The sequence below is a fragment of the Labrys sp. ALF-8 genome (assembly GCF_059699065.1).
Genome location: NZ_AP048537.1, coordinates 1,434,198 through 1,460,406 on the forward strand (window position 1 = coordinate 1,434,198; position 26,209 = coordinate 1,460,406).

General features: G+C 64.7%; 24 protein-coding genes. 9 read left to right on the forward strand and 15 right to left on the reverse strand.

Translation table 11 applies throughout. The features are described from left to right. Positions 1 to 24 precede the first annotated feature (24 nt). Complete coding sequence (locus AC6H34_RS06535) at positions 25 to 1,542, reverse strand: sigma-54-dependent transcriptional regulator (RefSeq protein WP_448150777.1); 1,518 nt, start codon at positions 1,540 to 1,542, stop codon at positions 25 to 27. Between the two features lie 267 nt (positions 1,543 to 1,809). On the opposite strand from AC6H34_RS06535, the gene AC6H34_RS06540 reads away from it, so the two are divergent. Further along, positions 1,810 to 3,669 (forward strand): M3 family oligoendopeptidase, encoded by a 1,860-nt coding sequence (locus AC6H34_RS06540; RefSeq protein WP_448150776.1) that lies wholly within the window; start codon positions 1,810 to 1,812, stop codon positions 3,667 to 3,669. Positions 3,670 to 3,682: 13 nt separating this feature from the next. Here the strand turns inward: AC6H34_RS06540 and AC6H34_RS06545 are convergent, their stop codons facing one another. Next, complete coding sequence (locus AC6H34_RS06545) at positions 3,683 to 4,594, reverse strand: DMT family transporter (RefSeq protein WP_497538269.1); 912 nt, start codon at positions 4,592 to 4,594, stop codon at positions 3,683 to 3,685. Between the two features lie 121 nt (positions 4,595 to 4,715). On the opposite strand from AC6H34_RS06545, the gene AC6H34_RS06550 reads away from it, so the two are divergent. After that, positions 4,716 to 5,150, forward strand: coding sequence for an Lrp/AsnC family transcriptional regulator (locus AC6H34_RS06550; protein WP_448150774.1), 435 nt, complete (start codon positions 4,716 to 4,718; stop codon positions 5,148 to 5,150). Positions 5,151 to 5,311: 161 nt separating this feature from the next. Here AC6H34_RS06550 and AC6H34_RS06555 read toward each other — a convergent pair whose 3' ends face one another. Together AC6H34_RS06555 and acnA are read right to left on the reverse strand one after the other, a co-directional pair. After that, positions 5,312 to 5,980 (reverse strand): carbonic anhydrase, encoded by a 669-nt coding sequence (locus AC6H34_RS06555; protein ID WP_448150773.1) that lies wholly within the window; start codon positions 5,978 to 5,980, stop codon positions 5,312 to 5,314. A 131-nt stretch (positions 5,981 to 6,111) separates the two neighbouring features. Next, positions 6,112 to 8,793 carry an aconitate hydratase AcnA gene (gene acnA / locus AC6H34_RS06560; RefSeq protein ID WP_497538270.1) on the reverse strand — a complete coding sequence of 894 codons (2,682 nt, stop codon included), beginning with the start codon at positions 8,791 to 8,793 and terminating at the stop codon, positions 6,112 to 6,114. A gap of 478 nt (positions 8,794 to 9,271) precedes the next feature. On the opposite strand from acnA, the gene AC6H34_RS06565 reads away from it, so the two are divergent. Next, entirely contained in the window at positions 9,272 to 9,559 is a 288-nt protein-coding gene (locus AC6H34_RS06565; protein ID WP_448150771.1) for a hypothetical protein, read from the forward strand. Between the two features lie 144 nt (positions 9,560 to 9,703). Here AC6H34_RS06565 and irrA read toward each other — a convergent pair whose 3' ends face one another. From irrA to AC6H34_RS06590, 5 genes are all read right to left on the reverse strand, one after another. Continuing rightward, positions 9,704 to 10,213: an iron response transcriptional regulator IrrA gene (gene irrA / locus AC6H34_RS06570; RefSeq protein WP_448150770.1), complete on the reverse strand. Its 510-nt coding sequence runs from the start codon at positions 10,211 to 10,213 to the stop codon at positions 9,704 to 9,706. A 336-nt stretch (positions 10,214 to 10,549) separates the two neighbouring features. After that, positions 10,550 to 11,734 (reverse strand): lytic murein transglycosylase, encoded by a 1,185-nt coding sequence (locus AC6H34_RS06575; protein ID WP_497538271.1) that lies wholly within the window; start codon positions 11,732 to 11,734, stop codon positions 10,550 to 10,552. Positions 11,735 to 11,961: 227 nt separating this feature from the next. After that, the gene (locus AC6H34_RS06580; RefSeq protein ID WP_497538272.1) at positions 11,962 to 12,546 is read right to left on the reverse strand and encodes a cob(I)yrinic acid a,c-diamide adenosyltransferase; all 585 of its coding nucleotides are present in this window, start codon (positions 12,544 to 12,546) and stop codon (positions 11,962 to 11,964) included. Positions 12,547 to 12,620: 74 nt separating this feature from the next. Continuing rightward, positions 12,621 to 13,169 carry an acyloxyacyl hydrolase gene (locus tag AC6H34_RS06585; RefSeq protein WP_497538273.1) on the reverse strand — a complete coding sequence of 183 codons (549 nt, stop codon included), beginning with the start codon at positions 13,167 to 13,169 and terminating at the stop codon, positions 12,621 to 12,623. A gap of 140 nt (positions 13,170 to 13,309) precedes the next feature. After that, the gene (locus AC6H34_RS06590; RefSeq protein ID WP_448150766.1) at positions 13,310 to 13,501 is read right to left on the reverse strand and encodes a twin transmembrane helix small protein; all 192 of its coding nucleotides are present in this window, start codon (positions 13,499 to 13,501) and stop codon (positions 13,310 to 13,312) included. 180 nt (positions 13,502 to 13,681) lie between these two features. Between AC6H34_RS06590 and AC6H34_RS06595 the strand changes: the two genes are divergently transcribed. Beyond that, positions 13,682 to 14,617, forward strand: coding sequence for a PfkB family carbohydrate kinase (locus AC6H34_RS06595; protein WP_497538274.1), 936 nt, complete (start codon positions 13,682 to 13,684; stop codon positions 14,615 to 14,617). Next, positions 14,614 to 15,246, forward strand: a complete 633-nt coding sequence (locus AC6H34_RS06600) for a bifunctional 4-hydroxy-2-oxoglutarate aldolase/2-dehydro-3-deoxy-phosphogluconate aldolase (RefSeq protein ID WP_448150764.1) — start codon at positions 14,614 to 14,616, stop codon at positions 15,244 to 15,246. Before AC6H34_RS06595 ends, AC6H34_RS06600 begins: the two co-directional genes overlap by 4 nt. Before the next feature lie 68 nt (positions 15,247 to 15,314). On the opposite strand, the gene AC6H34_RS06605 is transcribed toward AC6H34_RS06600, so the two are convergent. The 3 genes from AC6H34_RS06605 to AC6H34_RS06615 all read right to left on the reverse strand — a co-directional run bounded on the left by AC6H34_RS06605 (position 15,315) and on the right by AC6H34_RS06615 (position 19,836). Next, positions 15,315 to 15,872, reverse strand: a complete 558-nt coding sequence (locus AC6H34_RS06605) for a hypothetical protein (protein WP_497538275.1) — start codon at positions 15,870 to 15,872, stop codon at positions 15,315 to 15,317. 189 nt (positions 15,873 to 16,061) lie between these two features. Beyond that, positions 16,062 to 18,818, reverse strand: coding sequence for a DNA translocase FtsK (locus AC6H34_RS06610; RefSeq protein ID WP_497538276.1), 2,757 nt, complete (start codon positions 18,816 to 18,818; stop codon positions 16,062 to 16,064). Positions 18,819 to 18,939: 121 nt separating this feature from the next. Then, positions 18,940 to 19,836 (reverse strand): LysR family transcriptional regulator, encoded by an 897-nt coding sequence (locus tag AC6H34_RS06615; RefSeq protein ID WP_448150761.1) that lies wholly within the window; start codon positions 19,834 to 19,836, stop codon positions 18,940 to 18,942. Positions 19,837 to 20,028: 192 nt separating this feature from the next. Here AC6H34_RS06615 and AC6H34_RS06620 point away from each other — a divergent pair, with 192 nt between their 5' ends. The 4 genes from AC6H34_RS06620 to AC6H34_RS06635 all read left to right on the forward strand — a co-directional run bounded on the left by AC6H34_RS06620 (position 20,029) and on the right by AC6H34_RS06635 (position 24,216). Next, complete coding sequence (locus AC6H34_RS06620) at positions 20,029 to 20,661, forward strand: malonic semialdehyde reductase (RefSeq protein WP_497538277.1); 633 nt, start codon at positions 20,029 to 20,031, stop codon at positions 20,659 to 20,661. A gap of 149 nt (positions 20,662 to 20,810) precedes the next feature. Then, entirely contained in the window at positions 20,811 to 21,998 is a 1,188-nt protein-coding gene (gene nhaA / locus AC6H34_RS06625; RefSeq protein ID WP_497538278.1) for a Na+/H+ antiporter NhaA, read from the forward strand. Between the two features lie 187 nt (positions 21,999 to 22,185). Beyond that, entirely contained in the window at positions 22,186 to 23,220 is a 1,035-nt protein-coding gene (locus tag AC6H34_RS06630; protein ID WP_497538279.1) for an aspartate-semialdehyde dehydrogenase, read from the forward strand. 90 nt (positions 23,221 to 23,310) lie between these two features. Next, positions 23,311 to 24,216 (forward strand): DMT family transporter, encoded by a 906-nt coding sequence (locus AC6H34_RS06635; RefSeq protein ID WP_497538280.1) that lies wholly within the window; start codon positions 23,311 to 23,313, stop codon positions 24,214 to 24,216. A 9-nt stretch (positions 24,217 to 24,225) separates the two neighbouring features. Here AC6H34_RS06635 and AC6H34_RS06640 read toward each other — a convergent pair whose 3' ends face one another. From AC6H34_RS06640 to proB, 3 genes are all read right to left on the reverse strand, one after another. Next, on the reverse strand, positions 24,226 to 24,528 hold the full coding sequence (locus tag AC6H34_RS06640) for a hypothetical protein (RefSeq protein WP_497538281.1): 303 nt from the start codon (positions 24,526 to 24,528) through the stop codon (positions 24,226 to 24,228). A gap of 28 nt (positions 24,529 to 24,556) precedes the next feature. After that, complete coding sequence (locus AC6H34_RS06645; protein ID WP_448150755.1) at positions 24,557 to 24,955, reverse strand: VOC family protein; 399 nt, start codon at positions 24,953 to 24,955, stop codon at positions 24,557 to 24,559. Between the two features lie 72 nt (positions 24,956 to 25,027). Beyond that, complete coding sequence (gene proB, locus AC6H34_RS06650; RefSeq protein WP_497538282.1) at positions 25,028 to 26,176, reverse strand: glutamate 5-kinase; 1,149 nt, start codon at positions 26,174 to 26,176, stop codon at positions 25,028 to 25,030. Positions 26,177 to 26,209 lie beyond the last annotated feature (33 nt).

A 26,209-nucleotide genomic window follows, 5' to 3' on the forward strand; every position in this document is an offset into this window, starting at 1 on the left:
AGACAATTTCTGGTGTGCGAACAATCACGCCACCCGCTGCCCCTGATGTAGGACCTCGGGTGTCATGCCGATCGTCGCTTCGTCAAGGCCCAATTCCTTGAGTTTACGGTAAAGCGTCGACCGGCCGATACCGAGCTTGCGTGCGACCTCCGTCATCTGCCCGCGGTGGTGGCGAATGGCGAATTTCAGCATATCAGCTTCCAGTGATTCCATCGTGCGGACATCTCCCCGGGCATCGAGCATGGCCATGGTGTGCGGTTCACGCACCGTGATGATCTCGCGCAGAGGTTGTCCCGTGATCATCGCCGGGCCGGTATGGACGGGCTTGGGCGGCAGCAGCGGCGCCGACGGCACGCGCACGTCGAACCCCTCTACCCGTGCTGCGATCTGCGGCAATTCGGCAATGCCGATCTCGTCGCCTTCCGCAAGGATCACCGCCCGGTAGATAGCATTCTCGAGTTGGCGTACATTGCCGGGCCAATCATAGGCCGCCAGCATGGCGAAGGCCTCGGCGGAGATCGAACGGATCTTCTTTCCCTCCTCGACGCTGAAGCGGGCAAGGAATTGCCAGGCCAGATCGGCGATGTCCTCGCGCCGTACCCGCAGGGGCGGAAGCATGATTGGAAAGACATGCAGGCGGTAGTAGAGATCCTCACGGAACAGGCCGGTCTTGACGAGATCGATCAGGTTGCGGCTCGTGGCGGAGATTACCCGGAATTCCGTGCGCACCGCACGGCGCGAACCCAACGGCTCGATCTCCCCGTTGCGCAGCGCTTCGAGGAGCTTGAACTGCAAGGCCGGCGCCATCTCACCGATATCGTCCAGGAAGAGCGTGCCGCCATGGGCCTCGGCCAGCTTGCCGGCCTGCCTGTCGATCGCGCCCGACGCATTCTTTTCCTGTCCGAACAGGATGCGCTCGGCCTCCTCCTCGGGCAGGGCAGCACAGTTGACCGAGACGAACGGACGGCCGCGTCGCTCGCCCGCGCCATGAATGGCCCGGGCCACCATGTGCTTGCCGGTGCCGGCCTCCCCTTCGATCAGCACCGGAATGGTCGAGGCGGCGGCCTTTTCGCCGAGGCGCATCACGCGCTCCATCTCCGCGCTCCGGCTCGCCAGGTCTCTGAAGCCGAGCGTGCCCGCTGCGCGCTTGGCGAGGAGCCGGGTCTCACGCTCCAGAGCCCGGTTCTTCAAGGCATTGCGGATGGAGACCTGAAGCCTTTCCGCTCCCACCGGCTTGACCACGAAATCCGCTGCCCCTGCCCGCATCGCGGAGATCACCGCATCGATGGAGCCATGTGCGGTCTGCACGATCGCCGGCACGTCGATACCCCTGGCGCGCATGCGGCCGAGCACGCCCATGCCATCCAGATCGGGCATCACCAGGTCGAGGATGACGAGGTCGACAGACCCGCCCTCCAGTTCCCTCAGCGCGGCCTCGCCGCCATCGGCGAGGCGCGGGTGGTAGCCGAACCTACGCACCATCGCCTCCAATAGCCGCCTTTGTACCGGATCATCGTCGGCAATCAGAACAGTCGAGCCCATCAAACCCCCGCCACACTTCAACCATGGGCAAGATGCCCATTTGTGCCGTTTCGGATCATCTAGGGGCAGAAGCGTGAAGGACTGCTTAACGACGTTTGGAGAAAATTCGCGAAGGCCGCCGTGACGCCGCCGGAAGCCCGGTTCCTCTCTGCGCGGTGGGGAGGAAACGCGTACCGCATCCTTAACGAATGCTCACCTTTCAAGCCTTACCCCTCCCGGCCGGGATGTGTATATGTGCCCTGAGACCCGTCTCGAAAGGGAGAATCCATGGCCGGCAAGACAGCCTCTGGCTCCGCGAAATCCAAGTCCGAAGCCTCCAGGACACAGGCGCCCCGCACGGGCGGCGAACTCGGCCACCTGCCGGAATGGAACCTCGCCGACCTCTATCCCTCGATCGATTCGCCGGAAATAGCCGCCGATCTCGACAAGGGCCTGGCCGACTGCATCGCCTTCGAGGAGGCCCACAAGGGCAAGCTCGCGAAGGTGCTGGCGGGCAAGGGCGGGGCGGGCAAGCTCGCCGCCGTCATCAAGGCCTATGAAGAAATCGAGGACCGCCTCGGGCGCATCGCCTCCTTTGCCGGCCTCGTCTATGCCGGCGACACCACCGATCCCGCGCGCGCCAAGTTCTACGGCGACGTGCAGGACAAGCTGACCACCGCCTCCTCGCACCTGCTCTTCTTCACGCTGGAACTCAACCGCATCGACGACGCCGCTCTCGCCAAGGCGGTGGAGGACAAGGCGCTCGCCCATTGGAAGCCTTGGCTAGACGACATCCGCATCGAGAAGCCGCACCAGCTCGAGGACCGCATCGAACAATTGTTCCACGACAAGTCCGTCACGGGGCGCGGCGCCTGGAACAGGCTGTTCGACGAGACGATTTCGGGCCTGCGCTTCAGGGTGGAGGACAACCAGGAACTGACCCTGGAGCCGACGCTCAATCTCCTGCAGGACCCGTCGCCGACCAAGCGCGAGAATGCAGCCCACGCCCTCGCCCGGACCTTCAAGGATAATCTGCGACTGTTCACGCTGGTCACCAACACGCTGGCCAAGGACAAGGAAATTTCCGACCGCTGGCGCGGCTTCGAGGACGTGGCCGACTCCCGCCATCTCGCCAACCGCGTCGAACGCGAGGTTGTGGATGCGCTCGTCGCCGCCGTGCAGGACGCCTATCCTCGCCTGTCGCACCGCTATTACCGGCTGAAGGCGAAGTGGTTCGGCATGGACCAGCTCAACCATTGGGACCGCAACGCACCGCTTCCCAAGGTGGAGGCCAAGGCGATCAAATGGGAAGAGGCGCGCGCAACGGTGCTCGACGCCTATACGGGTTTCTCGCCACGCATGGCCGGGATCGCCAAGCGCTTCTTTGACGAGCGCTGGATCGACGCGCCGATCCGCCCGGGCAAGGCGCCGGGCGCCTTCGCGCACCCCACCGTGCCTTCGGCGCATCCCTACGTGCTGCTCAACTACCAGGGCAAGCCGCGCGACGTGATGACGCTGGCCCACGAACTCGGCCACGGTGTGCATCAGGTGCTGGCCGGCCACAACGGTGCGCTGATGGCGCCGACCCCGCTGACCCTCGCCGAGACCGCGTCCGTCTTCGGCGAGATGCTGACCTTCCGTGCCCTTCTCGCCAGGGCGGCGAGCCCCGAGCAGAAGAAGGCCATGCTCGCCGCCAAGGTCGAGGACATGATCAATACGGTGGTGCGCCAGATCGCCTTCTATTCCTTCGAGCGCAAGGTCCATATCGAGCGCCGCCAGGGCGAGTTGACCTCGGAACGGCTGGGCGAGATCTGGCTATCGGTCCAGGCGGAGAGCCTCGGCCCGGCGATCCATATCAGTCCGGGCTACGAGACGTTCTGGACCTATATCCCGCACTTCATCCACTCGCCCTTCTATGTCTACGCCTATGCCTTCGGCGACTGCCTGGTGAACTCGCTCTACGCCGTCTACGAGAAGGCGCATGAAGGCTTCGCCGAGCGCTACCTCGCCATGCTCTCGGCGGGCGGCACCAAGCACCACTCCGAACTGCTGAAGCCCTTCGGCCTGGACGCCAGGGATCCGGCCTTCTGGCAGATCGGCCTGGGGATGATCGAAGGCATGATCACCGAACTGGAGACGATGGGATAGGCCGGACTCGGCCTCAGTGCCTCGCCTGGCGGGAGCGAAGCGCGGGCGAGGACGCACGCGCTCCCAGGGGTGTCCACCCCAGCGTCATGCCGGCGGCCGCCAGAAGGATGGCTGCGACGCCGGCGACCTGCGTCGGCTGCAGGCGATGGCCGAAGGCGATGAGGTCCACCAGAATGGCCACCACCGGATAGATGAAGGAAAGTGCGCCGGTGAGGCTGGTCGGCAACCTCTGGATGGCTCCATAGAGCAGGATATACATCAGCCCGGTATGCACCACGCCAAGCGTCACGAGGATGGCCCAGGTTCCCGCCTCATGCGGCAGCTCGGAGAAATGAGCAAGCGGCGCTAGCATCACAATACCCACCACGACCTGGATCAGCGCGATGAGGTGCGGAGGCACGCCCCTGAGCCGCTTGGCGACCACCGCCGCGACAGCATAGAAGAAGGCCGCGCCCAGCGCCAGGAGGACTCCGCCGAGATAGTCCGTGCCCGCAACGCCGCCGCCCTTGGCCTGAACGATGCCGACCATGCCAACAAAGGCGAGGCCGAGCCAGAGAAGCCTGGCGACGGTCAGCTTCTCAGCGAAGAATACCACCCCGAAGCCGACCAGCATGAAGGGCTGTGTATTGTAGACCGCGGTCGCTATCGAGATCGAGGCGCGCGGATAGGCGGCGAAGAGCAGCAGCCAGTTGAGCACGATGGCCACGCCCCCGACCGCCGCCAGCCCCGCCTGGCGCAGCGTGATGACGCCGCCCCTCAGGAAGCCGAGTCCCAGGCAGACCAACGCCAGCGTTCCCGCCCCGAACAGGCAGCGCCAGAACACCACGTCGATCACGCCCTGGCCGGATTGAATGACGAACCAGCCGATCGTCCCCGAGATTGTCATGGCGGCCGTCATCTCGGCCGCTCCGCGTGTCCTGTCCATGGTTTTGGCTCCCTGCGAAAGAGCTGCTATCCTATTCGGCAGATCATCGGGTTTACATGGGCTAGGAAAGGCGTATCATTACCTCATCCTGATTATATGAGGCAATGAGGAGTGTCGTCCTTTGCTCGATGATCTCGACCGGCATATCCTGGAAATCCTGGCGGGGGATGGCCGCATCTCCCTGAAGGATCTCGCAGCCAAGGTGAGCCTTTCCTCCCCCAGCGTCTCCGAACGGCTGAAGAGGCTGGAGGAACGCGGAGTGATACGTGCCTTCACCGTGGAGGTCGATCCGGCTGCCCTCGGCTACGCGCTCCAGGCGATCGTGCGCATCCGACCCCTGCCGGGCCAGCTTCATCGCGTGCAACAGCTTATCGAGGAAATTCCCGAGTTTTCCGAATGCGACAAGGTGACGGGCGACGACTGCTTCATCGCTCGCCTGCATCTGCGCTCGATCGACCAGCTCGACGCGATCCTCGACCGCATCATCGACAGGGCCGAGACGAACACCTCGATCGTGAAGGCTCAACCTGTGAAGAGGCGCTTGCCGCCGCTATAGGCACCGGCGGTGCCCCGCGGCAAGATGGCTTCAGGTCGGTTCATGGCACGATGAACCCGAGGAGTATAGGCTGTCATCCGGGCCAGGCCGAACAACCGGGAAGGAGATACAGGACCCACGAGGGATACAGCCGGCAACGACAGCCCTGCCCTGAAGCCGCTTCAATAGCTTCTGATCAGAGAAGGCGGCGTTCCAATGTCCTTGATCAGTGGCTCGAAGCGCTTGGTCTCGGGATCGCGAACGAGAAGGTGCCCGCTGGCGATGCCGAAATACGCCCCGTGTAGCTCGAGTTCGCCGGCATCGACGCGGCGGCGGACACTTCCGAAGGTCATCAGATTGGCCAGGCTCTGCTCGACGGCCGCCAGGTTCAGGCGGGCCATGTAATCTTCGGAGGGCACCTCGCCGGGATCCTCCAGAGTATCGGCTGCGGGCGCGATGATCGACATCCACTTGCCGATGAAGTCGCCGGAAGAGAGCGGGGCGCGCTTCTCCGCGAAGGAGCGGATGCCGCCGCAGCTGGCATGGCCCATCACCACGATATGCCCGACCTTGAGCCCTTCGACCGCGAACTCGATGGCGGCGCTGGTGCCATGGAACTGGCCGTTGGTCTCGTAGGGAGGCACGATGTTGGCGACATTACGCACCACAAAGAGCTCGCCTGGCCCGGCATCGAAGATCACTTCGGGCGAAACACGTGAATCGCAGCACCCGATCACCAGGATCTCCGGATTCTGTCCCTTCTCGGCCAGGGTCTCATAGCGCTGCCGTTCCCGGGCGAAGCGATCACCGAGGAAGGATTTGTAGCCGGCTACGAGAGTATCTGGGATCATGGGCATCCTGGGTGTGCGGGCATCCCTGCCCGCTCTTGAAAAACATTCGGCGACAGGAGGCGGGCATGTTCAATCCGGGCACCGCCACCTGTCATTGATGATGAGCGGACGAGAAGTCCGCCCTTCCGCCATCAGGCTGCCAGATTGCGCAGCACGTACTGCAGGATTCCGCCGTTCTTGAAGTAGTCGAGCTCATCGAGCGTATCGATGCGGCAGAGCAGTGGCGTCTTGACCAGCGTGCCGTCGGCCTTCGTGATCTCGGCCTCGATCACGGCACGAGGCTTGATAGTCTCGATGCCGTTGATCGTCACCATCTCGTCACCCTTCAGGCCAAGCGTCTGCCAGGAGGTGCCTTCGGCGAAGGTGAAGGGGACCACGCCCATGCCGACCAGATTGGAGCGATGGATGCGCTCGAAACTCTGGGCGATCACGGCGCGCACGCCCAGAAGTTTCGTTCCCTTGGCGGCCCAGTCGCGCGAGGAGCCCGTTCCATATTCCTTGCCGGCGAACACCACCAGCGGCACGCCCTCGGCCTTGTACTTCATGGCGACGTCATAGATCGGCGCCTCGCCGCCATCCGGATAGTGGATGGAGAAGCCGCCCTCCACGCCTGCCAGCATCTGGTTCTTGATGCGGATGTTGGCGAAGGTACCGCGCATCATCACCTCGTGATTGCCGCGCCGCGTGCCGTACTGGTTGAAGTCCACCGGGCGAACCTGATGATCGCGCAGATATTCGCCTGCCGGGCTCGCCGCCTTGATCGAACCGGCCGGAGAAATGTGGTCGGTGGTGATCGAGTCGAGGAAGAGGCCGAGGACGCGCGCATCGTGGATATCGGTCGGCGGCACCGGCGTCTTGCTCATACCCACGAAATAGGGCGGGTTCTGCACATAGGTCGAACCTTCGTCCCAGGCATAGGTCTGCCCCGTGGGAGCAGAGATCTTCCGCCAGTTCTCGTCGCCCTTGAAGACGTCGGCATATTTGGAGACGAACATCGCCTTGGTGACGAACTCGTCGATCACCGCCTGGATCTCGGCGCTATCGGGCCAGATGTCGGAAAGGAAGACCGGCTTGCCGTCCGAGCCCGTGCCGAGCGGCTCCATGGTGAGGTCCACCTGCAGGGAGCCGGCGAGGGCGTAGGCGACCACCAGCGGCGGTGAGGCGAGGTAGTTCGCCTTCACGTCCGGATTGACGCGGCCTTCGAAGTTGCGATTGCCCGAAAGCACCGCGGCGGCGACGATATCGCCCTTGTTGACAGCCTCGGAGATCGGCTCGGGCAGCGGACCGGAGTTGCCGATGCAGGTCGTGCAGCCGAAGCCGACCAGGTTGAAGCCCAGCGCGTCGAGATCCTTCTGCAGGCCGGACTCCGAAAGATAGGCCTCCACCACCTGCGACCCGGGGGCGAGCGAGGTCTTCACCCAGGGCTTCGACTTCAGGCCCTTGGCCGCCGCCTTGCGGGCAAGCAGGCCGGCCGCCACCAGCACCGACGGGTTGGAGGTGTTGGTGCAGGAGGTGATCGCGGCGATGGTCACCGCACCATGGCCGATCGCATAGTCGGTGCCGGCGACCGCGGAAGTCTTGCCGGCCTCGCCGGGCTTCTTGAACTCACCCTCGAGCGCTGCGAGGAAGCCCGCCTTGGCGTCGGACAGCAGCACACGATCCTGCGGACGCTTGGGGCCGGCGAGCGAGGGCAGGACGGTGGCAAGGTCCAGTTCCAGGATATCGGTGAAGACCGGATCCGGGCTCCCCGAGGTGCGGAACATGCCCTGGTCCTTGCTGTAGGCCTCCACGAGGGCGATGCGATCCGCACTGCGGCCCGACTTGTCGAGATACTTCAAGGTCTCGGCATCGACGGGGAAGAAGCCGCAGGTGGCGCCATATTCCGGCGCCATGTTGCCGATCGTGGCCTTGTCTTCCAGCGTCATGTGGTCGAGGCCGTGGCCGAAGAACTCGACGAACTTGCCCACCACGCCCTTCTTGCGCAGCATCTGGGTGACGGTGAGCACGAGGTCGGTGGCGGTGACGCCGGCCGGCAGCCTGCCGGTGAGACGGAAGCCGATCACCTCGGGGATCAGCATCGAATTCGGCTGGCCGAGCATGGAGGCCTCGGCCTCGATACCACCGACGCCCCAGCCGAGAACACCCAGACCATTGATCATGGTGGTGTGGCTGTCCGTGCCCACCACCGTGTCGGGGTAGGCGAGGGTGACGCCGTCCTCCTCCTTCGTCCACACCGTCTGGGCGAGATATTCGAGATTGACCTGGTGGCAGATGCCGGTGCCGGGCGGCACCACGCGGAAATTGTCGAACGCCGACTGGCCCCACTTCAGGAAGCGGTAGCGCTCCTGGTTCTGCTCGTACTCGCGGGCGACGTTGTTCTTGAAGGCATCCTTGTTGCCGAAATAATCAACCACCACCGAATGATCGATGACGAGATCCACCGGCACGAGCGGGTTGATGCGGGACGGGTCCCCGCCCAAGGCCTTCATGGCGTCTCGCATGGCTGCGAGGTCGACCACCGCGGGAACGCCGGTGAAGTCCTGCATCAGCACGCGGGAGGGGCGGAAGGCGATCTCGCGCTCGGCCTTGCCGCGATTGACCAGGAAGGCGGCGATCGCCTCGATGTCTGACTTGGAAACCGAACGCCCGTCCTCGAAGCGCAGGAGGTTCTCGAGCAGCACCTTCATCGAGACAGGCAGGGCGGAAATGCCGGAAAGGCCGTTCGCCTCGGCTGCCTTCAATGAATAGTAGGTGTAGGTCTTCGCACCCACTTGCAGTGTCTTGCGGGCTTTGAAGCTGTCGAGCGAGGCCATGGCAGGTTCCCTGAAAGAGGCCGGGCAACCCAGCCCAAGCCTATGATAGGTCAGCGGAATTCGCGTCCGCGAGGAAGTTTTTGCAGCGCGATATGAGGCGTTTATAGAAGGATTCCAGGAAAGCCGCTACTGCCGTGCTGTAAATTGCTCACGATCGCAGGACTGGCCTGCGGGAAGAGCGTATCTCGCTAGGGCAGGCCGGCGGGTTCCCGCTTCGGGACGAGAGGCCCAGGGAGGCCCGAAGACGACCGGCGATGCAGACTGCAGCAAGGTTCCCGGCGCGCCCCCGCCAAGAGCAGTCCGGACCGGAATTTTTAACCATTCCTTAACCCTGGCGGCGGATTTCGCCGCAAAACCTCCTGCTTTGACCGAGGATACCCCCGTGAAACCATGCAGGCGGCACGTTCGCGCCGTATTTGGCTCCTACCCCGAAAACAAGCCGACATTCAAAGAAAATACCGCCGCCCGCGAGGATATCATGCCGCCATTAGCGCAGTTTCTGACTTCCCTCCGCACCGAGTTCCGGCATGCGTGGTTTCCGACGCTGCTGATCTGCAGCATCGTCCTCCTGCACGATCTTGCCACCGGCAGCCAGCATGGCGGGCTGGTGGTGGTGCTGCTGATCGCAGCCTTCATACTCGCCCGCCCGCCGCGCCTGCGCCGCCACTCCCCTCTGGAGAACTGGCGTCACAGCTTCATATATGCAGTGACGGTGGTGGTGGCGACGCTTGTCTCCCTTGGCACACTCGACTGGTTGAAGCCGTAGGTGCCCTGAACTACCTGCCGCTCCGGACGATCTGTTCCAAAGCGAAAGGGCGCCGACCGATTTGGTCTGCGCCCTCACAAATCCGTTGAGCTGTCGCCGGACCATCGGAGATGGTCGTGGCCCGGATGCCTGCGATCCCGAAAATCAGTCCTTGCGGCGCAAGCGGACGATCACGTCGACGCGAGCGATCTCGTAGCCATCGGGCACGTCCGGCATCTGCGCCATGCCAACCTCACCGGGAATGTCGAGGACTTCATTGTCGCCCTCGACGAAGTAGTGATGGTGCTCGTGAACATTGGTATCGAAATAGGTCTTCGAACCATCCACCGCGAATTCACGCAGCAGGCCGACCTCGGTGAACTGGTGCAGCGTGTTGTAGACGGTCGCCAGCGACACCGGCACACGCGCCTTGGAAGCCTCGTCGTGCAGAATCTCGGCTGTGATGTGGCGATCGCCCTTCTGGAAGAGCAGCCAGCCGAGCGCCAGACGCTGCCTCGTGGGGCGAAGGCCCACGTCACGCAGCATCGAACGCACATCATGGAACGGGCAGCCTGTACGCTGGTGGTCGCGGGCGGGGACCTGTTCGCGCGAAGAGATCGCCTCTGGCGAGGCCGTCTTGGCGGAGCGATCGATATGAATGACTGTGGTCGACATGGAACCGTTCTACAGCGTTTATCGGCTTTATTCTAGGGATCATACGTCGCGGGTGCAATCACCGTCCCATGCAATATTGCATAAACGGCTAGGAAAATCGCCTCCTCCAAACGAACATCCCCTCCTCCAAAGGGGATTTAGACGGATTCGACCGGCACGCTGAGGAATGAAACCGTGGCTCACGGCGTAAAATCGCCGCAGGCCAGACCGAGCGGAGAAACGCCACCTGGCGGCGCCATGATTATCTTCTCCTTCCATCAACCTGGCCGCCACATGGACTTGAGGCAGATCAACGCCGCGTCCGAAGGCCCGGCGACCGGATACCTCCCCACGCTTCTATCCGCGCCGCAAAGCCGTCAGAACCTGAACGCCCGGGTGGCCGGTGACGGGAAGACCGAGGCGCCGCTGGACGTCCTTGATCGCCGTGATCGTCTTGTCCCCGATCGAGCCGTCCGGCGTGCCGACATCATAGCCCGAACGGATCAGGAGCGCCTGCAGTTCCTTGCGTTGGGCGCGCGACAGGCCGGGATCGTTGGTAGGCCAGGGCGTCACGAACGGCGACCCGCCCTTGATGCGATCCGAGAGATGGGCAATGGCCAGAGCGTAGGATTCGGCCGCGTTGTAGGAATAGATCGCATCGAAATTGCGGAAAGTGATGAAGGCCGGCCCGCGTGGGCCGGCTGGCAGCAGGATAGCCGCCCTGCCCTCGCCTGCGAGAGGCGAACCATCGACCCGGGTCACGCCCATTGCCGCCCAGGCGGAAAGAGCGCGCTTCTTCGTACGCCCGGCGAGACCCGGCTTGAAGCTTGCCGGCAGGCGTACCTCATAGCCCCAGCGGGTACCGGGCACCCATCCGGCCTTGGCAAGGTAGTTCGCCGTGGAAGCGAGGGCATCGGGCACGGAATCGACGACGTCGCGCCGCCCGTCGCCATCCCCGTCCACGGCAAGGCGCAGGAAGGTCGAGGGCATGAACTGGGTATTGCCGAAGGCGCCAGCCCAGGAACCGACCAGATGGTTGGGGTTCACGTCGCCGCGCTGGATGATCTTCAGCGTGGCGATCAGTTCCCCCTCGAAATAACCCTGCCGGCGGCCGGCATAGCAGGCTAGCGTGGCGAGGGACTGCACGAGCGGGCGGGTGCCTTGGCTCTCGCCGTAATTGGATTCGACGCCCCACACCGCCACCACGGTGGCTGGATCGACGCCGTAACGGCGCTGCACGCCCGCCAGCACGGAGCCGTAGCGCGAGAGCATCTGCTTGCCGTCGGCCACCCGCTGGGCGTCGACGAGGCTCGCCATGTAGTCCCAGATCGGCGTCTTGAACTCCGGCTGTTTGTTCATGGCGTCGATGACGGTCATGTCCGGCTGCAGGCCGCTTGTCTGGCGGCTGAAGACGGAGGGCGACACTCCCGCCGCCTGCGCCCGCGCGCCGATGGCGGCGAGACACGACTGGAAGGATGCCGCGGAAGCCGGCAGAGCCGAGAGGGCGAGCAGGGCGAGGGCAGGCAGAAGCGATTTTTTCATGGCCTTGATCATGAATCATCAAGGTAAATGAAAGATGGCGAAATCGAGTGCGGGAGAGGCGAGGCAGATTAAATGCACGTAAGGCGGGTGGCCATTCCTGGCGATTGGAGTGTCGATCACCGATCGACATCTTCCCTTCCGCAAGGCACGGCGTTTCCAGGAATGTCGATCGGTGATCGACACTCCAACCGCGCCCTTTCCAGCGTAGGTCAGCGCCTGCGCTCCAACTATCTGTTCTCCCCCGGCACCCACAATATATCCCCGCTCGCCTTGTGGTTGAGATAGCGGCTGGCCACGAAGAGGTGATCGGATAGCCGGTTGATGTAGCGCAGAGCCTCGGGGGAGACGATCTCGCCCGCCGTCTGCGACAACGCCACCATCGCCCGCTCCGCCCGGCGACTGACGGTACGGGCAAGATGCAGATAGCTGGCGCACGGCGAACCACCCGGCAGGACAAAGCTCTTCAGGGCCGGCAGGGTGGCGTTCATGGCGTCGATCTCGGCCTCCAGCCGGTCCACCTGATTCTGGACGATGCGCAACGGCGTCCAGGTGATCGCCTTCTCGCCTCCCTCGGGCGTACTCAGATCCGCACCGAGATCGAACATGTCGTTCTGGATGCGGGCGAGCATGGCGTCCACGTCGCCGTCCTCGCGCCCGCTGTGCTGTCGGGCCAGCCCGATGCAGGCATTGGCCTCGTCCACCGTGCCGTAGGCCTCCACGCGCAGGTCCGCCTTCGAACGCCGTTCGCCTGTGCCGAGCCCGGTCGAGCCGTCATCCCCGGTGCGGGTGTAGATCTTGTTGAGGCGAACCATGGACACTCCTGACGGCACGGCCGAACGTCCGCAGACGAATCGGTCCGGGGTGAAGGCAGAACAGGCGAACAGTCCTAGAACTTGTACCCGATCCGCGCCCCATAATTCGTCAGGCCGCGATTGCTGTCGCACAAGCCCGCGTTCGAATTGTGCTCGATGGTCGCCATGACGCGCCAATGCGCCGTCAGATCGAAGCCGAGGCTCGCCGATTCGCGGAACAATCCGCGGCAGCCGAGATCGCTGCGGCCGGGCGCCTTGTCATCCCCATTGTTAAGGCTGCCGCCGAAGATACCCTCTATGAAGATGCGCTGGGTCACGGCGTATTGCCAGGCGACGCCCGCATAGACCGTGGAAGTACCGCCGCCGAAATTCAGCGTGGCGCCAAGATTCGGACGTGGCAGCCACCATTGCGCATCCGTGCCCCACGGCTTGGCGAACAGTATCTCGGCGTTGAAGTCCGGGCCGGTGCCGTTCTCCGGACTGCCGGGATCGTGCAGCAGGCCACCGAAGCGCAATTCGTTGATGAAGGGATCCGCGCCGAAGGAAGCGGCGGTGGCATCGCCCGCATGAGCGGCGACCACCATGAGAAGCAGGAACAGCACCGGAAAAAGGACGTGGCGCATGGACGAACATCCTCGTGATTCCCGGCACGGTAGCAGAGGGGAATCGTCCGCCAAGCATCACGGCGCCGGCAGGCAAGGAATTGTTAACCCTTGATGCAGGAATGCAACGATGGTCGCACGACCCGCCGACTCGCCCGCCCCTATTTATGGGCGAAGTAGATCGCCGCCATGATGATGGCGATCGCCACCGCCTGCAGCAGCACGCGCAACTGCATGAGCTTTTGCGATCGTTGGCCGTCGCCGCCCTTCATCATGTTGTGCAAGCCCATGCCGAGTACGATCGCGACGGCAAGAATGGCGAAGGGAACGAGGATATAGAAAAAGGAAGCCATTTTCAGAGTCTAGGCCGGAGAGGGAGTGCCGTCGAGGAGAATCCTGGGAGCGCGGACATCTTGTCCGCTCCTGGAAAGGATGCTTTCATCGTGCAAATGCTGGCGAACTGGCTCGCACGCCGTCCGGCAGCGCCATGTCTACAAGAGCGGACTGACAGTCCGCGCTCCCAGGAATTCTCCGTGCCTCATTCCCCCCTCCGGCCAGCGCATGTCGTATGCAGCGGCGCGTCCTCCTTCGATTCGATCTTCCGCATGGAGACGCTGCCGACCGGCCCCGGAAAGGTACTGCCCTTGCATGCGGTCGAGGTCGCGCACGGCATGGCGGCGAGCGCGGCGGCGGCCGCTGCCAGGCTGGGCGGGCGGGCCACGCTCTTCTCGCGCGTCGGCGATGATGGCGTGGGCGAAAGGATCATCGCGGATCTCTCCGAAGCCGGGATCGATTGCCGCTTCGTGCGCAGGGTGCCGGGCGTGCGCTCGCCGATCTGCACCGTACTGATCGACCGGCAAGGCGAGCGGCTGGTTGTGCCCTATTATGATCCCGCCCTCGGCAAGGACCCGTCGTGGCTGCCGCTGGACCTCGTCGCCGGCGCCGATGCCGCCCTGGTCGACGTGCGCTGGCCGGAAGGTGCGGCGGCGGTGCTGAAGGCGGCACGCGCCGCCGGCAAGCCTGCCGTGCTGGACGCCGATACCGGCCCGCAGGCCGTGATCGGCGAACTCGCAGGCCTCGCCACCCACGTGGTGTTCTCCGAGCCCGCCGCCCTTGCCTTCAGCGGCACCGCGACGCCGGCCGAAGCGCTGCCGGCCCTCGCCGGGCGGCTCGATGGCTTCCTCGCCATCACCGCCGGCCCCGAGGGCTGCTACTGGCTGGAGCGCGAAAGCGGCCGGATACGCCAGCTTCGTCCGCCCAAAGTCGAGGCGGTGGATACGCTGGCGGCGGGCGACGTCTTTCACGGCGCCTTTGCCCTCGCCATCGCCGAGGGCGCGTCGATCGCCCGGGCGATCGCCTTCGCCAATGCCGCCGCCGCCCTGAAATGCCGCAGCTTCGGCGGCCGCCTCGGCACGCCGGGACGGGAGGAAGTGGAAGCCGCCATGCTCGTCGAGGAGGAAGTCGCATGAACGCCGCTGAGTTGAGGGACCGCATCGCCGCCTTTCCGATCCTGCCCGTGATGGCGGTGCGCTCGATCGAGGAGGGGCTGCGCGACATCGACCTCCTGGTCGAGGAAGGCGCGCCGGTAATCGAGATCCTGTTCCGCACGCCCGAGGCCCCGCAGGTGCTGCGCGAGGCGAAGGCACGGCATCCGGCCTGCGTCTTCGGGGCAGGCACGCTGTTGCGAGAAGCTCAGGTAAAACTCGCCATCGAGACCGGCGCCGCCTTCGGCGTCAGCCCGGGCCTGACACCGGTCCTGCACGCGGCAGTCAAGGCTGCCGGGCTCTTGCACATGCCTGGCGCTCTCACGGCCTCGGAAGTGATGCAGGCGGTGGAATGGGGCTATACGGTCCTGAAATATTATCCTTCGGAAGCCTCCAACGGCCCGACCGTGCTGTCCGACTACGCCAACATCTTCGAGGGCGTGGGTTTCGTCACCACCGGCGGCATCGATTCGGGCAAGCTCGCCGCCTATGGCGCGGTGCGCAACATCCTCGCCGTCGGCGGCGGCTGGATGATACCCTCGCGCCGCCAGGACGGCGAACCCACGCTGCGCGAACAGGCGGCGATCTTCACCGCCGCCCGGACGAAGGTGTGATGACGTGCTTCCCCTCTCCCACACGGGAGAAGGGAGCAGGCCGGGGCTCTATTCTTCGCGGATTCACCCTATTGGCGTCCTCCGAACATGTCTGCGAGCGCCTTGCGGATCCGGGCGAGCAGCGACGGACGGCTTGGTTTGAGCGCGGCGAATTGCACGGGGTCGAACTCGACATCGCCGGGAGGATAGCCGGTGACATGCGAGATGAATTCGTCCGTGAGCTCGGGCTCGCTTTCGCTGAAGGCCCCGTCCTTGGCGATGAAGCGGTAAGCGGTTTCGTTGCCGCCATCCTCCGCCGCCTCCGCCAGCAGGTGCAGGTCTGGGTGGCGCGTCGCGAGGGCACGGTAGATCCCGAAGGGCGGCGACCAGGGTGTCCAGAATCGAAGGACCAGGCGGGTCGAGGTGCGTTCGATCGTCTCGAAATCCTGGCTGTAGCTCGTGCCCCAATTGTCACCGCGCCATCGCCGGAGTTCGTCGTCAGCGAGGCTCTTCGGCAGAGGTATCACTCGCTCTAAATCGATGGCGATGCTGCCATCCTTGAGGGCCAGGCAGCTACGCGAGACGAACTGCTCCAGCGCTGCCGCGCTGCCTTCGATTTCGAAGCGATTGCCGACCAGATTGGGCATGGGAGCTCTCGGTGATAGAGGCGCGCTTCCCCTCTCCCGTGTGGGAGAGGAGTCAGGGGTGAGGGTCTAGACCTCGAAATGTAGAGCGCGGGTTTCTGCTACTGTCATGATTTCGACTAGACTGCCGAAGGCTTAACCCCTCACCCCCGGCCCCTCTCCCGACTCGGGAGGGGAGGCAGCGTGGCGCCCCTACTCTTCGCCCTCCTCGCCGTCCTCTTCGCCGGCGCCCTTGATGTCACGGCTGTAGACCAGGATCTCGCGCTTGCCGGCGTGGTTGGCCGGACCGACGATGCCTTCCTTTTCCATGCGCTCCACCAGCGAGGCGGCGCGGTTGTAGCCGATCTGCAGCCGGCGCTGGATATAGGAGGTGGAGCACTTCTTGTCGCGCATCACCACCTTGAGCGCCTGGTCGTAGAGGTCGCCGCCATCCTCTGCCCCGAAGGCGCCCTTGTCGAACACGGCTCCGTCGGCGGCCTCGTCCTCGCCACCCTCATCCTCATCCGCGGTGATGGCATCGAGATAGTCGGGCCGACCCTGGGCCTTCAGATGGGTGACGACCTTCTCCACCTCCTCGTCCGAGACGAAGGGGCCGTGCACGCGCGAGATGCGCCCGCCGCCGGCCATGTGCAGCATGTCGCCCTGGCCGAGGAGCTGTTCGGCACCCTGCTCGCCCAGGATGGTGCGGCTGTCGATCTTGGTGGTGAGCTGGAAGGAGATGCGGGTCGGGAAGTTCGCCTTGATCGTGCCGGTGATGACGTCGACCGAGGGACGCTGCGTCGCCATGATCAGGTGGATGCCGGCGGCGCGTGCCATCTGCGCGAGACGCTGGATCGGCCCTTCCACATTCTTGCCTTCCTGGATCATCAGGTCGGCCATCTCGTCGACGACGATCACAATGTAGGGCACCGGCGAGAGGTCCATTTCCTCCTGTTCGTAGAGTGCCTGTCCGGTCTCCTTGTCGAACCCGGTCTGCACGGTGCGCATCACCGTCTCGCCCTTGGCCTTGGCCTCGGCGGCGCGCTGGTTGTAGCCGTCGATGTTGCGCACACCGAGCTTGGCCATCTTCTTGTAGCGCTCTTCCATCTCGCGCACCGCCCATTTCAGGGCGAGGACCACCTTCTTCATGTCGGTGACGACGGGGGCGAGCAGATGTGGGATGCCGTCATAGATGGAGAGTTCCAGCATCTTCGGATCGACCATGATCATGCGGCACTCATCCGGCTTGAGGCGGTAGAGCAGCGACAGGATCATGGTGTTGATGGCGACCGACTTACCCGAGCCGGTCGTGCCGGCTACGAGCAGATGCGGCATCTTCTCGAGTTGCGCCATCACGGGCTCGCCGCCAATTGTCTTGCCCAACGCCAATGCCAGCTTGAACCTCGACTTTTCGAAGTCCTCCGAGGCAAGCAACTCGCGGAAATACACCATTTCGCGCTTGGCATTCGGCAGTTCGATGCCGATGACATTACGGCCGGGTACCACGGCAACACGGGCGGAGAGAGCGGACATCGAGCGCGCAATGTCGTCCGCCAAGCCGATGACGCGGGCGGCCTTGATGCCGGCGGCCGGCTCCAGTTCGTACAGCGTGACCACTGGTCCCGGGCGTACGTTGATGATCTCGCCACGCACGCCGAAATCCTCGAGCACGCCCTCCAGCAGGCGCGCATTCTGTTCGAGCGCATCCTGCGAAATCGACGTGCCGGGCGTCTTTTTCGGCTCGGTCAGCAGACTCAGGGGCGGCAGCTCGTAGCGATGCTCGAAGGGGAAATCCGGCTCGCTTTCGCGTACGAGGCGCTTGCCCTGCTTGGGTGCGGCTGCGGGCTGGCCGACACGAGTGGAGGTGAGCGTCGGCTCGACCCGTCGGGCAGCCTCCTCGGCACTGATCAGCGGTCGCCTGGGTGCACGGACGGGCGGAGCCTCGTCCTCCTCGTCCTCATAGGGAGTATAGGCGTCTCGGCTGCCCGAATACTGGTCGACGGCCTCCGGCAATTCCTCTCCGTCGAGGGAGATCGCCTCGTGGGGGCGGCGGGCGTCGGGGCGCGGTGCCGTGCGCGGCGTGAAGGCCGGCTCCCGGCGCAAAGGCGCGGCATCGGCTTCCTCCGGCGGGCGTGTGAAGTGCTGGGCGGCGGCCCGCACGCGAGCGAAGAGATCGGCGATGCCGCCGGGCCGGTTCATCGGCGGCGCGACGCGCTGCGGCACCACCTTTACCCGCTTGCGGAACAGGGCGCTCTTGGCCATCAGGCCCCAATGCAGCACGTGGCCGAGAAAGGCGGAGCGTTCGTCGTCATCCTCCTCTTCCTCGCGAATGCGACGGGGCTGGCCGCGAATACGCATCGGCAGTTCCGGTGCCGGGCGCTCCTCCTCGGTGTAGTGGAAGAAGAAGCCAGCGGCGAGGGCGAGAGTGCCGAAGGCGCCGGCGCCCAGCACGAGCGTCAGGACGCCCTGGAGAAGCGCCGAGTGGCGAGCGAACAGGAAGGGGGCGAAAAGATAGAAGACCCAGTCGCCCACCGCACCGCCCAGGCCCGTGGGCAGCGGCCAATGGGCGGTGATCGGCAGGCCGGAGGCAAAGCCGGCGGCAAGGAGCACGCCCACCACCAGGCAGATCAGGCGCATGCGCTGCGAATCGATGGCCTTGTGGGCGAGCAGGCGCCAGCCCAGGAAGGCGATCGGCGCCAGCAGGGCGATCGAAGCGATGCCGAGCATCTGGGTGAGGAAGTCCGCCACCACGGCTCCGCCAAAGCCGAGCCAGTTGCGGATCGGCAGCTCCCCGCCGACATGGTTGTAGCTCGCATCCTGCACCGACCAGGTCGCCAGGGCGATTGCCCCGAGCCCGGCCATGGCGATCAGCGCCATGCCGAGCAATTCGTTCAGCCGGCGCGTGAGCATGCCCTTCAATTCGTCGGGAAGAGCGTAGCTCTGTGTAAAGCCGCGTCGCATGGTCCGCATTGCCAAGCCTCAAATCAACAAGGTGCAGCAATCCGGAACGGATTCGAGATCAGCGGGAACGCAACACCATTAGCCCGAGGGTAGGCTAGAGGGAGGGGGTTAAGGTGGGGTTTACTGGAAGCTACCCCTCCGCCAGCCTCTTCCTAAGGTCGGCTATGAGCCACTGGCTGGCGGGGCCGAGCGGGCGGCTGTGCTGGCGCACGATATGCATCGCGATGCGGCTGCCATTGCTCTGGGCAAGGCGCAGGCGCTTCAGCCGTCCGTCCTCGATATGCGGGCGCACGAGCCAGACCGGCATATGGCACCAGCCGAATCCTGCCAGAAGATAGTCGAGGCGCGTGCCGATATCGGCGAAGCGCCAGAGATGAGGCGAGAAGATATTGCCGCGCATGTTCTGGGTCAGGGGCGTGCGGTCGGTCAGCACAAGCTGGGTCTGCGCCTCCACCGCCTCCTGGCTCACGGGTTCGGGCTCGCCGGCCATCGGATGGTCGGCCGCCACGACGGGAATCATCTCGACGTCGATCAGCTTCTCCACATGCAGGTCGCGCGAACCCGTGGCGAGGAGCGCATAGATCGCAAAGGGCACGACCCCCTCGCGCAGGCTCTGCTCGGGACCGCCGAGACCTTCCGTGATCAGTTTTACCGGCATGTGGGGAATGGCCTTGCTCAGCGCCCTGAGACTCTCCATCAGCACGGGTTGGGGGAAGAGCGGATCGACGGAAAGGGCCAGCTCCGGCTCGCAACCGCCCGCGATGGCGCCGGCATGCGCGCGCAGCGTATCGGTACGCGCGACGACCTGCCGGGCATCCATCAGGATGGAGCGCCCCGCCTCCGTCAGCACCGGCTTCTTGCCGCTCCTGTCGAACAGGGTGAGCGCGAGCGTGGCCTCCAGGGTCTGCACGGCCTGGCTGATGGCGGATTGAACACGCCCGAGCCTCCGGGCTGCGCCCGAGAAGCTTCCTTCATCGGCCACGGCGATCAGGATGCGGAGCTGGTCCAGGGTCAGGGAATCGATCATCGGCGCAATCGCCTCGCGTTGGAAGCTGGCTGGCTTCGCCTGTCATTGGCGACCCAGCCAGCCGAGAGCGTGAGAGCATGGCCCCCCACCCCTTGAATCATCACCTCAGCCGATAGATACCATCATAATTTGGCCAATTGAAGTGATGGTGACGCGGCGCGATATCTCCCGCAACGCAAAGGAGACATCAATATGCGCAACGAAGCCATCGAAGGTGGGGCTGCCGGTTCGGCCACTGCGGGCCGTGTCGACGCCGCCGTGCTCGACCAGCTCTTCTACAAGGCCCGCACCCACAACGCCTTCCTCGACAAGGAAGTGCCCGACAGCATCCTCAAGGAAGCCGTCGACATCACGCTGCAGGGTCCGACCTCCGCCAACCAGCTCCCGCTGCGCGTCGTCTTCGTTCGCAGCCCGGAAGGCAAGGCGCGTCTCAAGGATGCCCTGATGCCGGGCAATGTCGATAAGACGATGGACGCCCCGGTCACGGCGATCCTGGCCTATGACCTGAAATTCTACGAGCACCTGCCGCGCCTTTTCCCGCATGCCGATGCCAAGTCCTGGTTCTCGGGCAATGAGGCCTTCGCCAAGGCCAGCGCCCACACCAACGGCACGCTGCAGGCCGCCTACTTCATCCTGGCCCTGCGCTCCCTCGGCCTCGACGCCGGCCCGATGACTGGCTTCGACGGCGCCAAGCTTGACGCCGAGTTCTTCCCTGACGGTCAGTTCAAGTCGAACATCCTGGTCAACATCGGTTATGGGGACCACGAGAAGCTCTTCCCTCGCAGCCCACGCTTCCAACCGGAAGAGGTCGCGACGTTCGCGTAAGGACGGGGAGTGCGGACCTGTCGTCCGCGCCTCGAAGATCTTGGAAATAAGGGCGCCGTCATTGGTAACAATGACGGCGTTTTCTCTTATAACGGTGTCGTTGCAAGAGCGAGCGGCAAGTCCGCGTTCCAAGAGTCTCCCGGTCCCGCATGACATCCCCTTCCCGCCCCCGTTCTTTCCTTCGCAGCTTCCTCGCTACGGAGGCGTCAGGCGGCATCATCCTGATGGCCGTGGCGGCACTGGCCCTCATCGTTGCCAACTCGCTTGTCGGAGAGGGCTATTTCCACATCCTTCATCTCTACATAGGCCCACTCAGCCTGCTTCACTGGATCAATGACGGGCTGATGGCCTTCTTCTTCCTGCTCGTCGGGCTGGAGATCAAGCGCGAGGTGCTGGACGGCCAACTCGCGACCTGGCCGCGCCGCGCCCTGCCGGGAATCGGTGCACTGGGCGGCATGGTGGTGCCTGCGGCGATCTTCATCATAGTCAACTGGGGCCATGCCGACACGCTGAAGGGATGGGCCATTCCCTCGGCCACGGATATCGCCTTCGCGCTGGGCGTGCTCGCCCTGCTCGGTCCGCGCGTGCCGGCCTCGCTCAAGGTCTTCCTCACTGCGCTCGCGATCATCGACGATCTCGGAGCGGTGGTGATCATCGCCTTGTTCTATACCGCCAAGCTCGACATCTGGATGCTAAACGCAGCGTTGGTCCTGCTGGTTGTGCTCTCGATCATGAACCGCAGGGGCGTCACCTTCCTGCCGGCCTATCTCGCGCTCGGGGTGGTCCTGTGGGTGCTCACCTTCCTCTCCGGGGTCCATGCGACACTGGCGGGCGTGGCACTTGCCTTCACCATTCCACTGCGCCCGGCCGGTCATGACGAACATACGCCGCTCCATCGCCTCGAGCATGGGCTGCATCCTTGGGTGACCTATCTGATCGTGCCGGTGTTCGGCTTCGCCAATGCCGGCGTGGCACTCGGCGGCATGTCCCTTGCCAATCTCGCCGACCCGGTGACGCTGGGTGTGACGCTCGGCCTCTTCCTCGGCAAGCAGATCGGCGTCTTCCTGTTCGCGGCACTGGCGATCCGGCTGAAATGGGCACAGCTTCCCGAGCATGCCAGCTGGGGCCAGATCTATGGCGTTGCACTGTTGTGCGGGATCGGCTTCACCATGAGCCTGTTCATCGGCGGCCTGGCCTATGCCGATGCCGCTCCGCTGCTCGATGAGACCAAGCTCGGCGTGCTTCTGGGCTCGCTGATCTCGGCGACGGTGGGGGCAATGGTGCTGGGGCTGAGCGCCAGCCGGCCTGGCAATGCGGACGTAGCCGCACGTTCCTGACGCGTCGGCCTCGCGGGATTGCTGGAGGTGCCGGCGCCCCCGGTTCCGGCTTCATTTTCGAGGAAACCGGCAGGGGACCTGCGGCCCGCATTTCAATTGATCCGACAGTGCCCCGGTGATATGCCAGCGCGCCGCTCCCATATAGAGCGGCATGTCACATGACTTTTTACGGAGAAGGACTCGAACAGTGGGTTACAAGGTCGCCGTCGTGGGCGCCACAGGCAATGTGGGCCGCGAGATGCTGAACATTCTGGCCGAGCGGGCGTTCCCCGCCGATGAAGTGGTTGCGCTGGCTTCGCGCCGCAGCCTGGGCACGGAAGTTTCGTATGGCGAAAAAACGCTGAAAACGCGGGACCTTGCCACCTATGACTTTTCCGACACCGACATCGCGCTGATGTCGGCCGGCGGCGACGTATCCAAGGAATGGGCTCCGAGGATCGGCGCTCAGGGCTGCGTCGTCATCGACAACTCGTCGGCCTGGCGCTACGACCCCGACGTGCCCCTGATCGTGCCGGAAGTGAACGCCGAAGCCGTCGCCGGCTTCACCAAGAAGAACATCATCGCCAACCCGAACTGCTCCACCGCGCAGCTCGTGGTGGCGCTGAAGCCGCTGCATGACCGCTTCGGCATCAAGCGGGTCGTCGTTTCGACCTACCAGTCGGTCTCCGGCGCGGGCAAGGAAGGGCTCGACGAGCTCTTCGCCCAGACCAAGGCCGTCTATGTCAACGACGCCGTCACGCCGAAGAAGTTCACCAAGCGCATCGCCTTCAACGTCATTCCGCATATCGACGTCTTCATGGAAGACGGCTTTACCAAGGAAGAGTGGAAGATGACGGTCGAGACCAAGAAGATCCTCGACCCGAAGATCAAGCTCACGGCGACCTGCGTGCGCGTGCCGGTGTTCATCTCCCATTCGGAGGCGGTGAACATCGAGTTCGAGAAGCCGGTGACGGCGGACGAGGCGCGCGACATCCTGCGTTCGGCCCCGGGTTGCCTGGTGGTCGACAAGCGGGAGCCCGGCGGCTACATCACGCCCTACGAGGCAACCGGCGAGGACGCCACCTACATCTCGCGGATCCGCGAGGACATCACGGTGAAAAACGGCCTGGCGATGTGGGTGGTTTCCGACAATTTGCGCAAGGGCGCCGCGCTGAATGCGATCCAGATCGCGGAAGTGCTGCTCAACCGCAAGCTGCTGCAGTCGAAGAAGAAGGCGGCATAAGCCGGCTCTGACGCCGACGAGCAAGATGCAAATCGCCTCCCCCGCGAAGCCTGGGGAGGCGAATTCCGCTCCTTCGGCATTGTTGTTTCCATGTCCATCGCCGACACAGCCACCGCCCGGCAGCCGGGTCTTCCCTCCTCGGTACTAGCAGCGCTGTTCGTGCCGTTGTGGTCCACCGGCTTCGTCACCGCGCGCCTTGTCGCCCCCCATGCCGAGCCCCTGACCTTTCTCGGCCTGCGTTTTGCCGCCGCGGGAGCCGTGCTTGCTGCCTATGCGCTGATCGTCCGTGCGCCCTGGCCGCGCGGCAGCCGCGCCTGGCTGGATGCGCTGATCGCGGGCATGCTGATCCACGGCCTCTATCTCGGCGGGGTGTTCTGGTCGGTCGCCCATGGCCTGCCCTCGGGCATCTCGGCCCTCATCGCCGGCCTGCAACCCCTGTTCACCGGCCTGCTTTCCAAGCCTTTGCTCGGCGAGAAGGTCTCGCCGAGCCGCGCGCTCGGTATCGCCATCGGCGCCGTCGGTGCCGGCCTGACGCTCCTGCCCAGGCTCGGCGCGACGGGCGACGGCGGCATTCCCGTAATCCCGCTGCTCGTCTGCACGGCCGGCATGGCGGCAATAACGCTTGGCACGATCTGGCAGAAGAGCCGCGGCCGCGGCGCGGACCTCACGACCAATACCGCGGTTCAATATGCCGGCGCGCTGGTGCCGATCGTCCTCGGCATGGCTCTTACCGAACAGGGACATTTCGATGCGACGTCCCTGCCCGGCTGGGTCGGGTTGCTCTGGTCCATCTTCGGTATGTCGATCGGCGCCATCCTGCTGCTGATGGTACTGATCCGGCGCGGCGCCGTCGCCCAGGTCGCCTCCCTGCTCTACCTCGTGCCCGGTGTTTCGGCGCTAATGGCCTGGGCCATGTTCGGCGAGGCGCTCACGCTGGTGCAGGTGGCTGGCTTGGTCGTGGCAGCCCTCGGCGTGGCGGTGGCGAACAGGGGCTAGCCGGGGGCCTCAGCCCCAGTGGTAGATCCAGTATTTCACGCCGTTGGCCGGATCCACGAAGCTGTCGCGCCCCCGGCTGAGCACCTTCTGCCCCGCCGCGAAGCGACGGCAGCGGCCGTCCGCCATGTGATTGTCTGCCTCGCGCTGGAAATTGGCACCGGCGGCATGCAGGGCATTGACATGTTCCGGAGTACGGCAGGCGATGTAGGCACGTTCCAGCGGCCTTGCCACCGGGGTCGGGCTCGGGGCGGGAGTGGTGGTGCAGGCTCCGAGCAGGGCCAACGGGGCAAAAAGAGAGCAGAGGCGAAACATGCGGCGTCCTTGAGATGGGAAAGGCGCCTCAGCCCACAACCGGATCATGGCAGCACACGCAGAGCTTGTTGCCATCGGGGTCGCGGAAATAAGCGCCATAATAATGGGCATGATACTCGGGCCTTGGTCCCGGTGCACCCTCGTCCCTGCCGCCATGGTTAAGGGCTGCTTGCCAGGCGCGTTCCACCGCGTCCCGATCGGGTGCCAGAAGGGCAACCATCGGCCCGTTTCCCGGGGTGGGGTCGGCGCCGTCATACGGCCTACCGATCAGGAAGATAGGGCGTGCGGCGCCCGGCTTGATCCAACCCGCCCAAGGCCGCTCATCCTCCCTGAAGCGCAGGACAAGGCCGATCTCGTCGAGAACGGCTTCATAGAATTGGAACGCCCTGTCGAAATCGCCGACGCCGAGGAAGGTGTGGGAGATCATGGAGGCCTCCGCGTGCATGAGGTCGATGACGGAACCGGACCATGCCGGATGGTATCGAAGCGGCGGCCTGGACTACTCCACGGTGACGGTACTGAGATCTTCGAAACGGCTGAAGAGGGCCATATCGTCGCGGTGAATCATCTCTGTCGGGCCGGCCCAACCGAGGATATCCTCGATGCTGCGGCTCTTCTTGCCGGCGATCTGCGCCGCCTCGCCGATGTCGTAGCCGACGAGCCCGCGCCCGACCTCGGCACCCGAGGGATCACGGATGATGACGGCATCACCTTGGGAGAAAGTGCCCTCGACGCGCTTCACGCCGGCCGGCAGCAGGCTCGCGCCGTTGCGCAGCGCCTTGGCGGCACCGGCGTCGACATGCAGCGTGCCGCGCGGCTCCAGATGCCCGGCAATCCATTTCTTCCGTGCGGTGACGGGGTTGGAGGGCGTCAGGAACCAGGTGCAGGGTCCGCCTTCCTCAATGCGCTTCAGCGGCGAGTCCACCTTGCCCGAGGCGATCACCATCGTGGTGCCGCCGCCAACGGCGATCTTCGCCGCCTCGACCTTGGTGCGCATGCCGCCGCGGGAAAGTTCGGACCCCGCGTCTCCCGCCACGCCCTCGATGGCTGCGGTGATGCGCTGCACCACCGGGATCAGCGTCGCGGCGGGATCGAGGTGCGGCGGCGCGGTGTAGAGTCCGTCGATGTCGGAGAGCAGCACCAGGCAATCCGCGCCGGCCATGGTGGCGACGCGGGCGGCCAGGCGATCGTTGTCGCCGTAGCGAATCTCGGTGGTGGCTACGGTGTCGTTCTCATTCACCACCGGGACGCAGTTCAGTTCCAGCAGCCGGTCTATGGTGCGGCGGGCATTGAGATAGCGCTTGCGTTCCTCGGTGTCGCCGAGCGTGACGAGGATCTGCGCCGCCGTAAGCCCGCGCGCACCGAGCGTCTCGGCCCAGGCCTGGGCGAGGCCGACCTGGCCGACCGCGGCGGCAGCCTGGCTCGACTCGAGCGCCAGCGGGCCCTTCGAAAGCTTCAGCAGCGTGCGTCCGAGCGCGATGGCGCCGGAGGAGACCACGATGATCTGCGCGCCGCGCTCGCTGTGCCGCGCGAGATCGGAAACGAGGGATGCGAGCCAGTCGCGGCGCAGTTTGCCCTGCGCCTGGTCGACCAGGAGGGAGGAGCCGATCTTGACGACGATGCGGCGGAAGGAACTGAGGTCAGGCATGGAAAGAGGGGTTAATGTGAGGCGTGCCGTTCG

What these genes read in the sequence shown, in the direction of transcription:
- nhaA (WP_497538278.1), top strand. Translation starts at nt 20,811, where the DNA reads ATGACATCCCCTTCCCGCCCCCGTTCTTTCCTTCGCAGCTTCCTCGCT.
- AC6H34_RS06590 (WP_448150766.1), bottom strand. Translation starts at nt 13,501, where the DNA reads ATGGCTTCCTTTTTCTATATCCTCGTTCCCTTCGCCATTCTTGCCGTC.
- AC6H34_RS06585 (WP_497538273.1), bottom strand. Translation starts at nt 13,169, where the DNA reads ATGCGCCACGTCCTTTTTCCGGTGCTGTTCCTGCTTCTCATGGTGGTC.
- AC6H34_RS06610 (WP_497538276.1), bottom strand. Translation starts at nt 18,818, where the DNA reads ATGCGGACCATGCGACGCGGCTTTACACAGAGCTACGCTCTTCCCGAC.
- AC6H34_RS06575 (WP_497538271.1), bottom strand. Translation starts at nt 11,734, where the DNA reads ATGAAAAAATCGCTTCTGCCTGCCCTCGCCCTGCTCGCCCTCTCGGCT.
- proB (WP_497538282.1), bottom strand. Translation starts at nt 26,176, where the DNA reads ATGCCTGACCTCAGTTCCTTCCGCCGCATCGTCGTCAAGATCGGCTCC.
- AC6H34_RS06645 (WP_448150755.1), bottom strand. Translation starts at nt 24,955, where the DNA reads ATGATCTCCCACACCTTCCTCGGCGTCGGCGATTTCGACAGGGCGTTC.
- AC6H34_RS06545 (WP_497538269.1), bottom strand. Translation starts at nt 4,594, where the DNA reads ATGGACAGGACACGCGGAGCGGCCGAGATGACGGCCGCCATGACAATC.
- irrA (WP_448150770.1), bottom strand. Translation starts at nt 10,213, where the DNA reads ATGTCGACCACAGTCATTCATATCGATCGCTCCGCCAAGACGGCCTCG.
- AC6H34_RS06620 (WP_497538277.1), top strand. Translation starts at nt 20,029, where the DNA reads ATGCGCAACGAAGCCATCGAAGGTGGGGCTGCCGGTTCGGCCACTGCG.
- AC6H34_RS06640 (WP_497538281.1), bottom strand. Translation starts at nt 24,528, where the DNA reads ATGTTTCGCCTCTGCTCTCTTTTTGCCCCGTTGGCCCTGCTCGGAGCC.
- AC6H34_RS06555 (WP_448150773.1), bottom strand. Translation starts at nt 5,980, where the DNA reads ATGATCCCAGATACTCTCGTAGCCGGCTACAAATCCTTCCTCGGTGAT.
- AC6H34_RS06635 (WP_497538280.1), top strand. Translation starts at nt 23,311, where the DNA reads ATGTCCATCGCCGACACAGCCACCGCCCGGCAGCCGGGTCTTCCCTCC.
- AC6H34_RS06605 (WP_497538275.1), bottom strand. Translation starts at nt 15,872, where the DNA reads ATGCCCAATCTGGTCGGCAATCGCTTCGAAATCGAAGGCAGCGCGGCA.
- acnA (WP_497538270.1), bottom strand. Translation starts at nt 8,793, where the DNA reads ATGGCCTCGCTCGACAGCTTCAAAGCCCGCAAGACACTGCAAGTGGGT.
- AC6H34_RS06580 (WP_497538272.1), bottom strand. Translation starts at nt 12,546, where the DNA reads ATGGTTCGCCTCAACAAGATCTACACCCGCACCGGGGATGACGGCTCG.
- AC6H34_RS06615 (WP_448150761.1), bottom strand. Translation starts at nt 19,836, where the DNA reads ATGATCGATTCCCTGACCCTGGACCAGCTCCGCATCCTGATCGCCGTG.
- AC6H34_RS06535 (WP_448150777.1), bottom strand. Translation starts at nt 1,542, where the DNA reads ATGGGCTCGACTGTTCTGATTGCCGACGATGATCCGGTACAAAGGCGG.
- AC6H34_RS06540 (WP_448150776.1), top strand. Translation starts at nt 1,810, where the DNA reads ATGGCCGGCAAGACAGCCTCTGGCTCCGCGAAATCCAAGTCCGAAGCC.
- AC6H34_RS06600 (WP_448150764.1), top strand. Translation starts at nt 14,614, where the DNA reads ATGAACGCCGCTGAGTTGAGGGACCGCATCGCCGCCTTTCCGATCCTG.
- AC6H34_RS06565 (WP_448150771.1), top strand. Translation starts at nt 9,272, where the DNA reads ATGCCGCCATTAGCGCAGTTTCTGACTTCCCTCCGCACCGAGTTCCGG.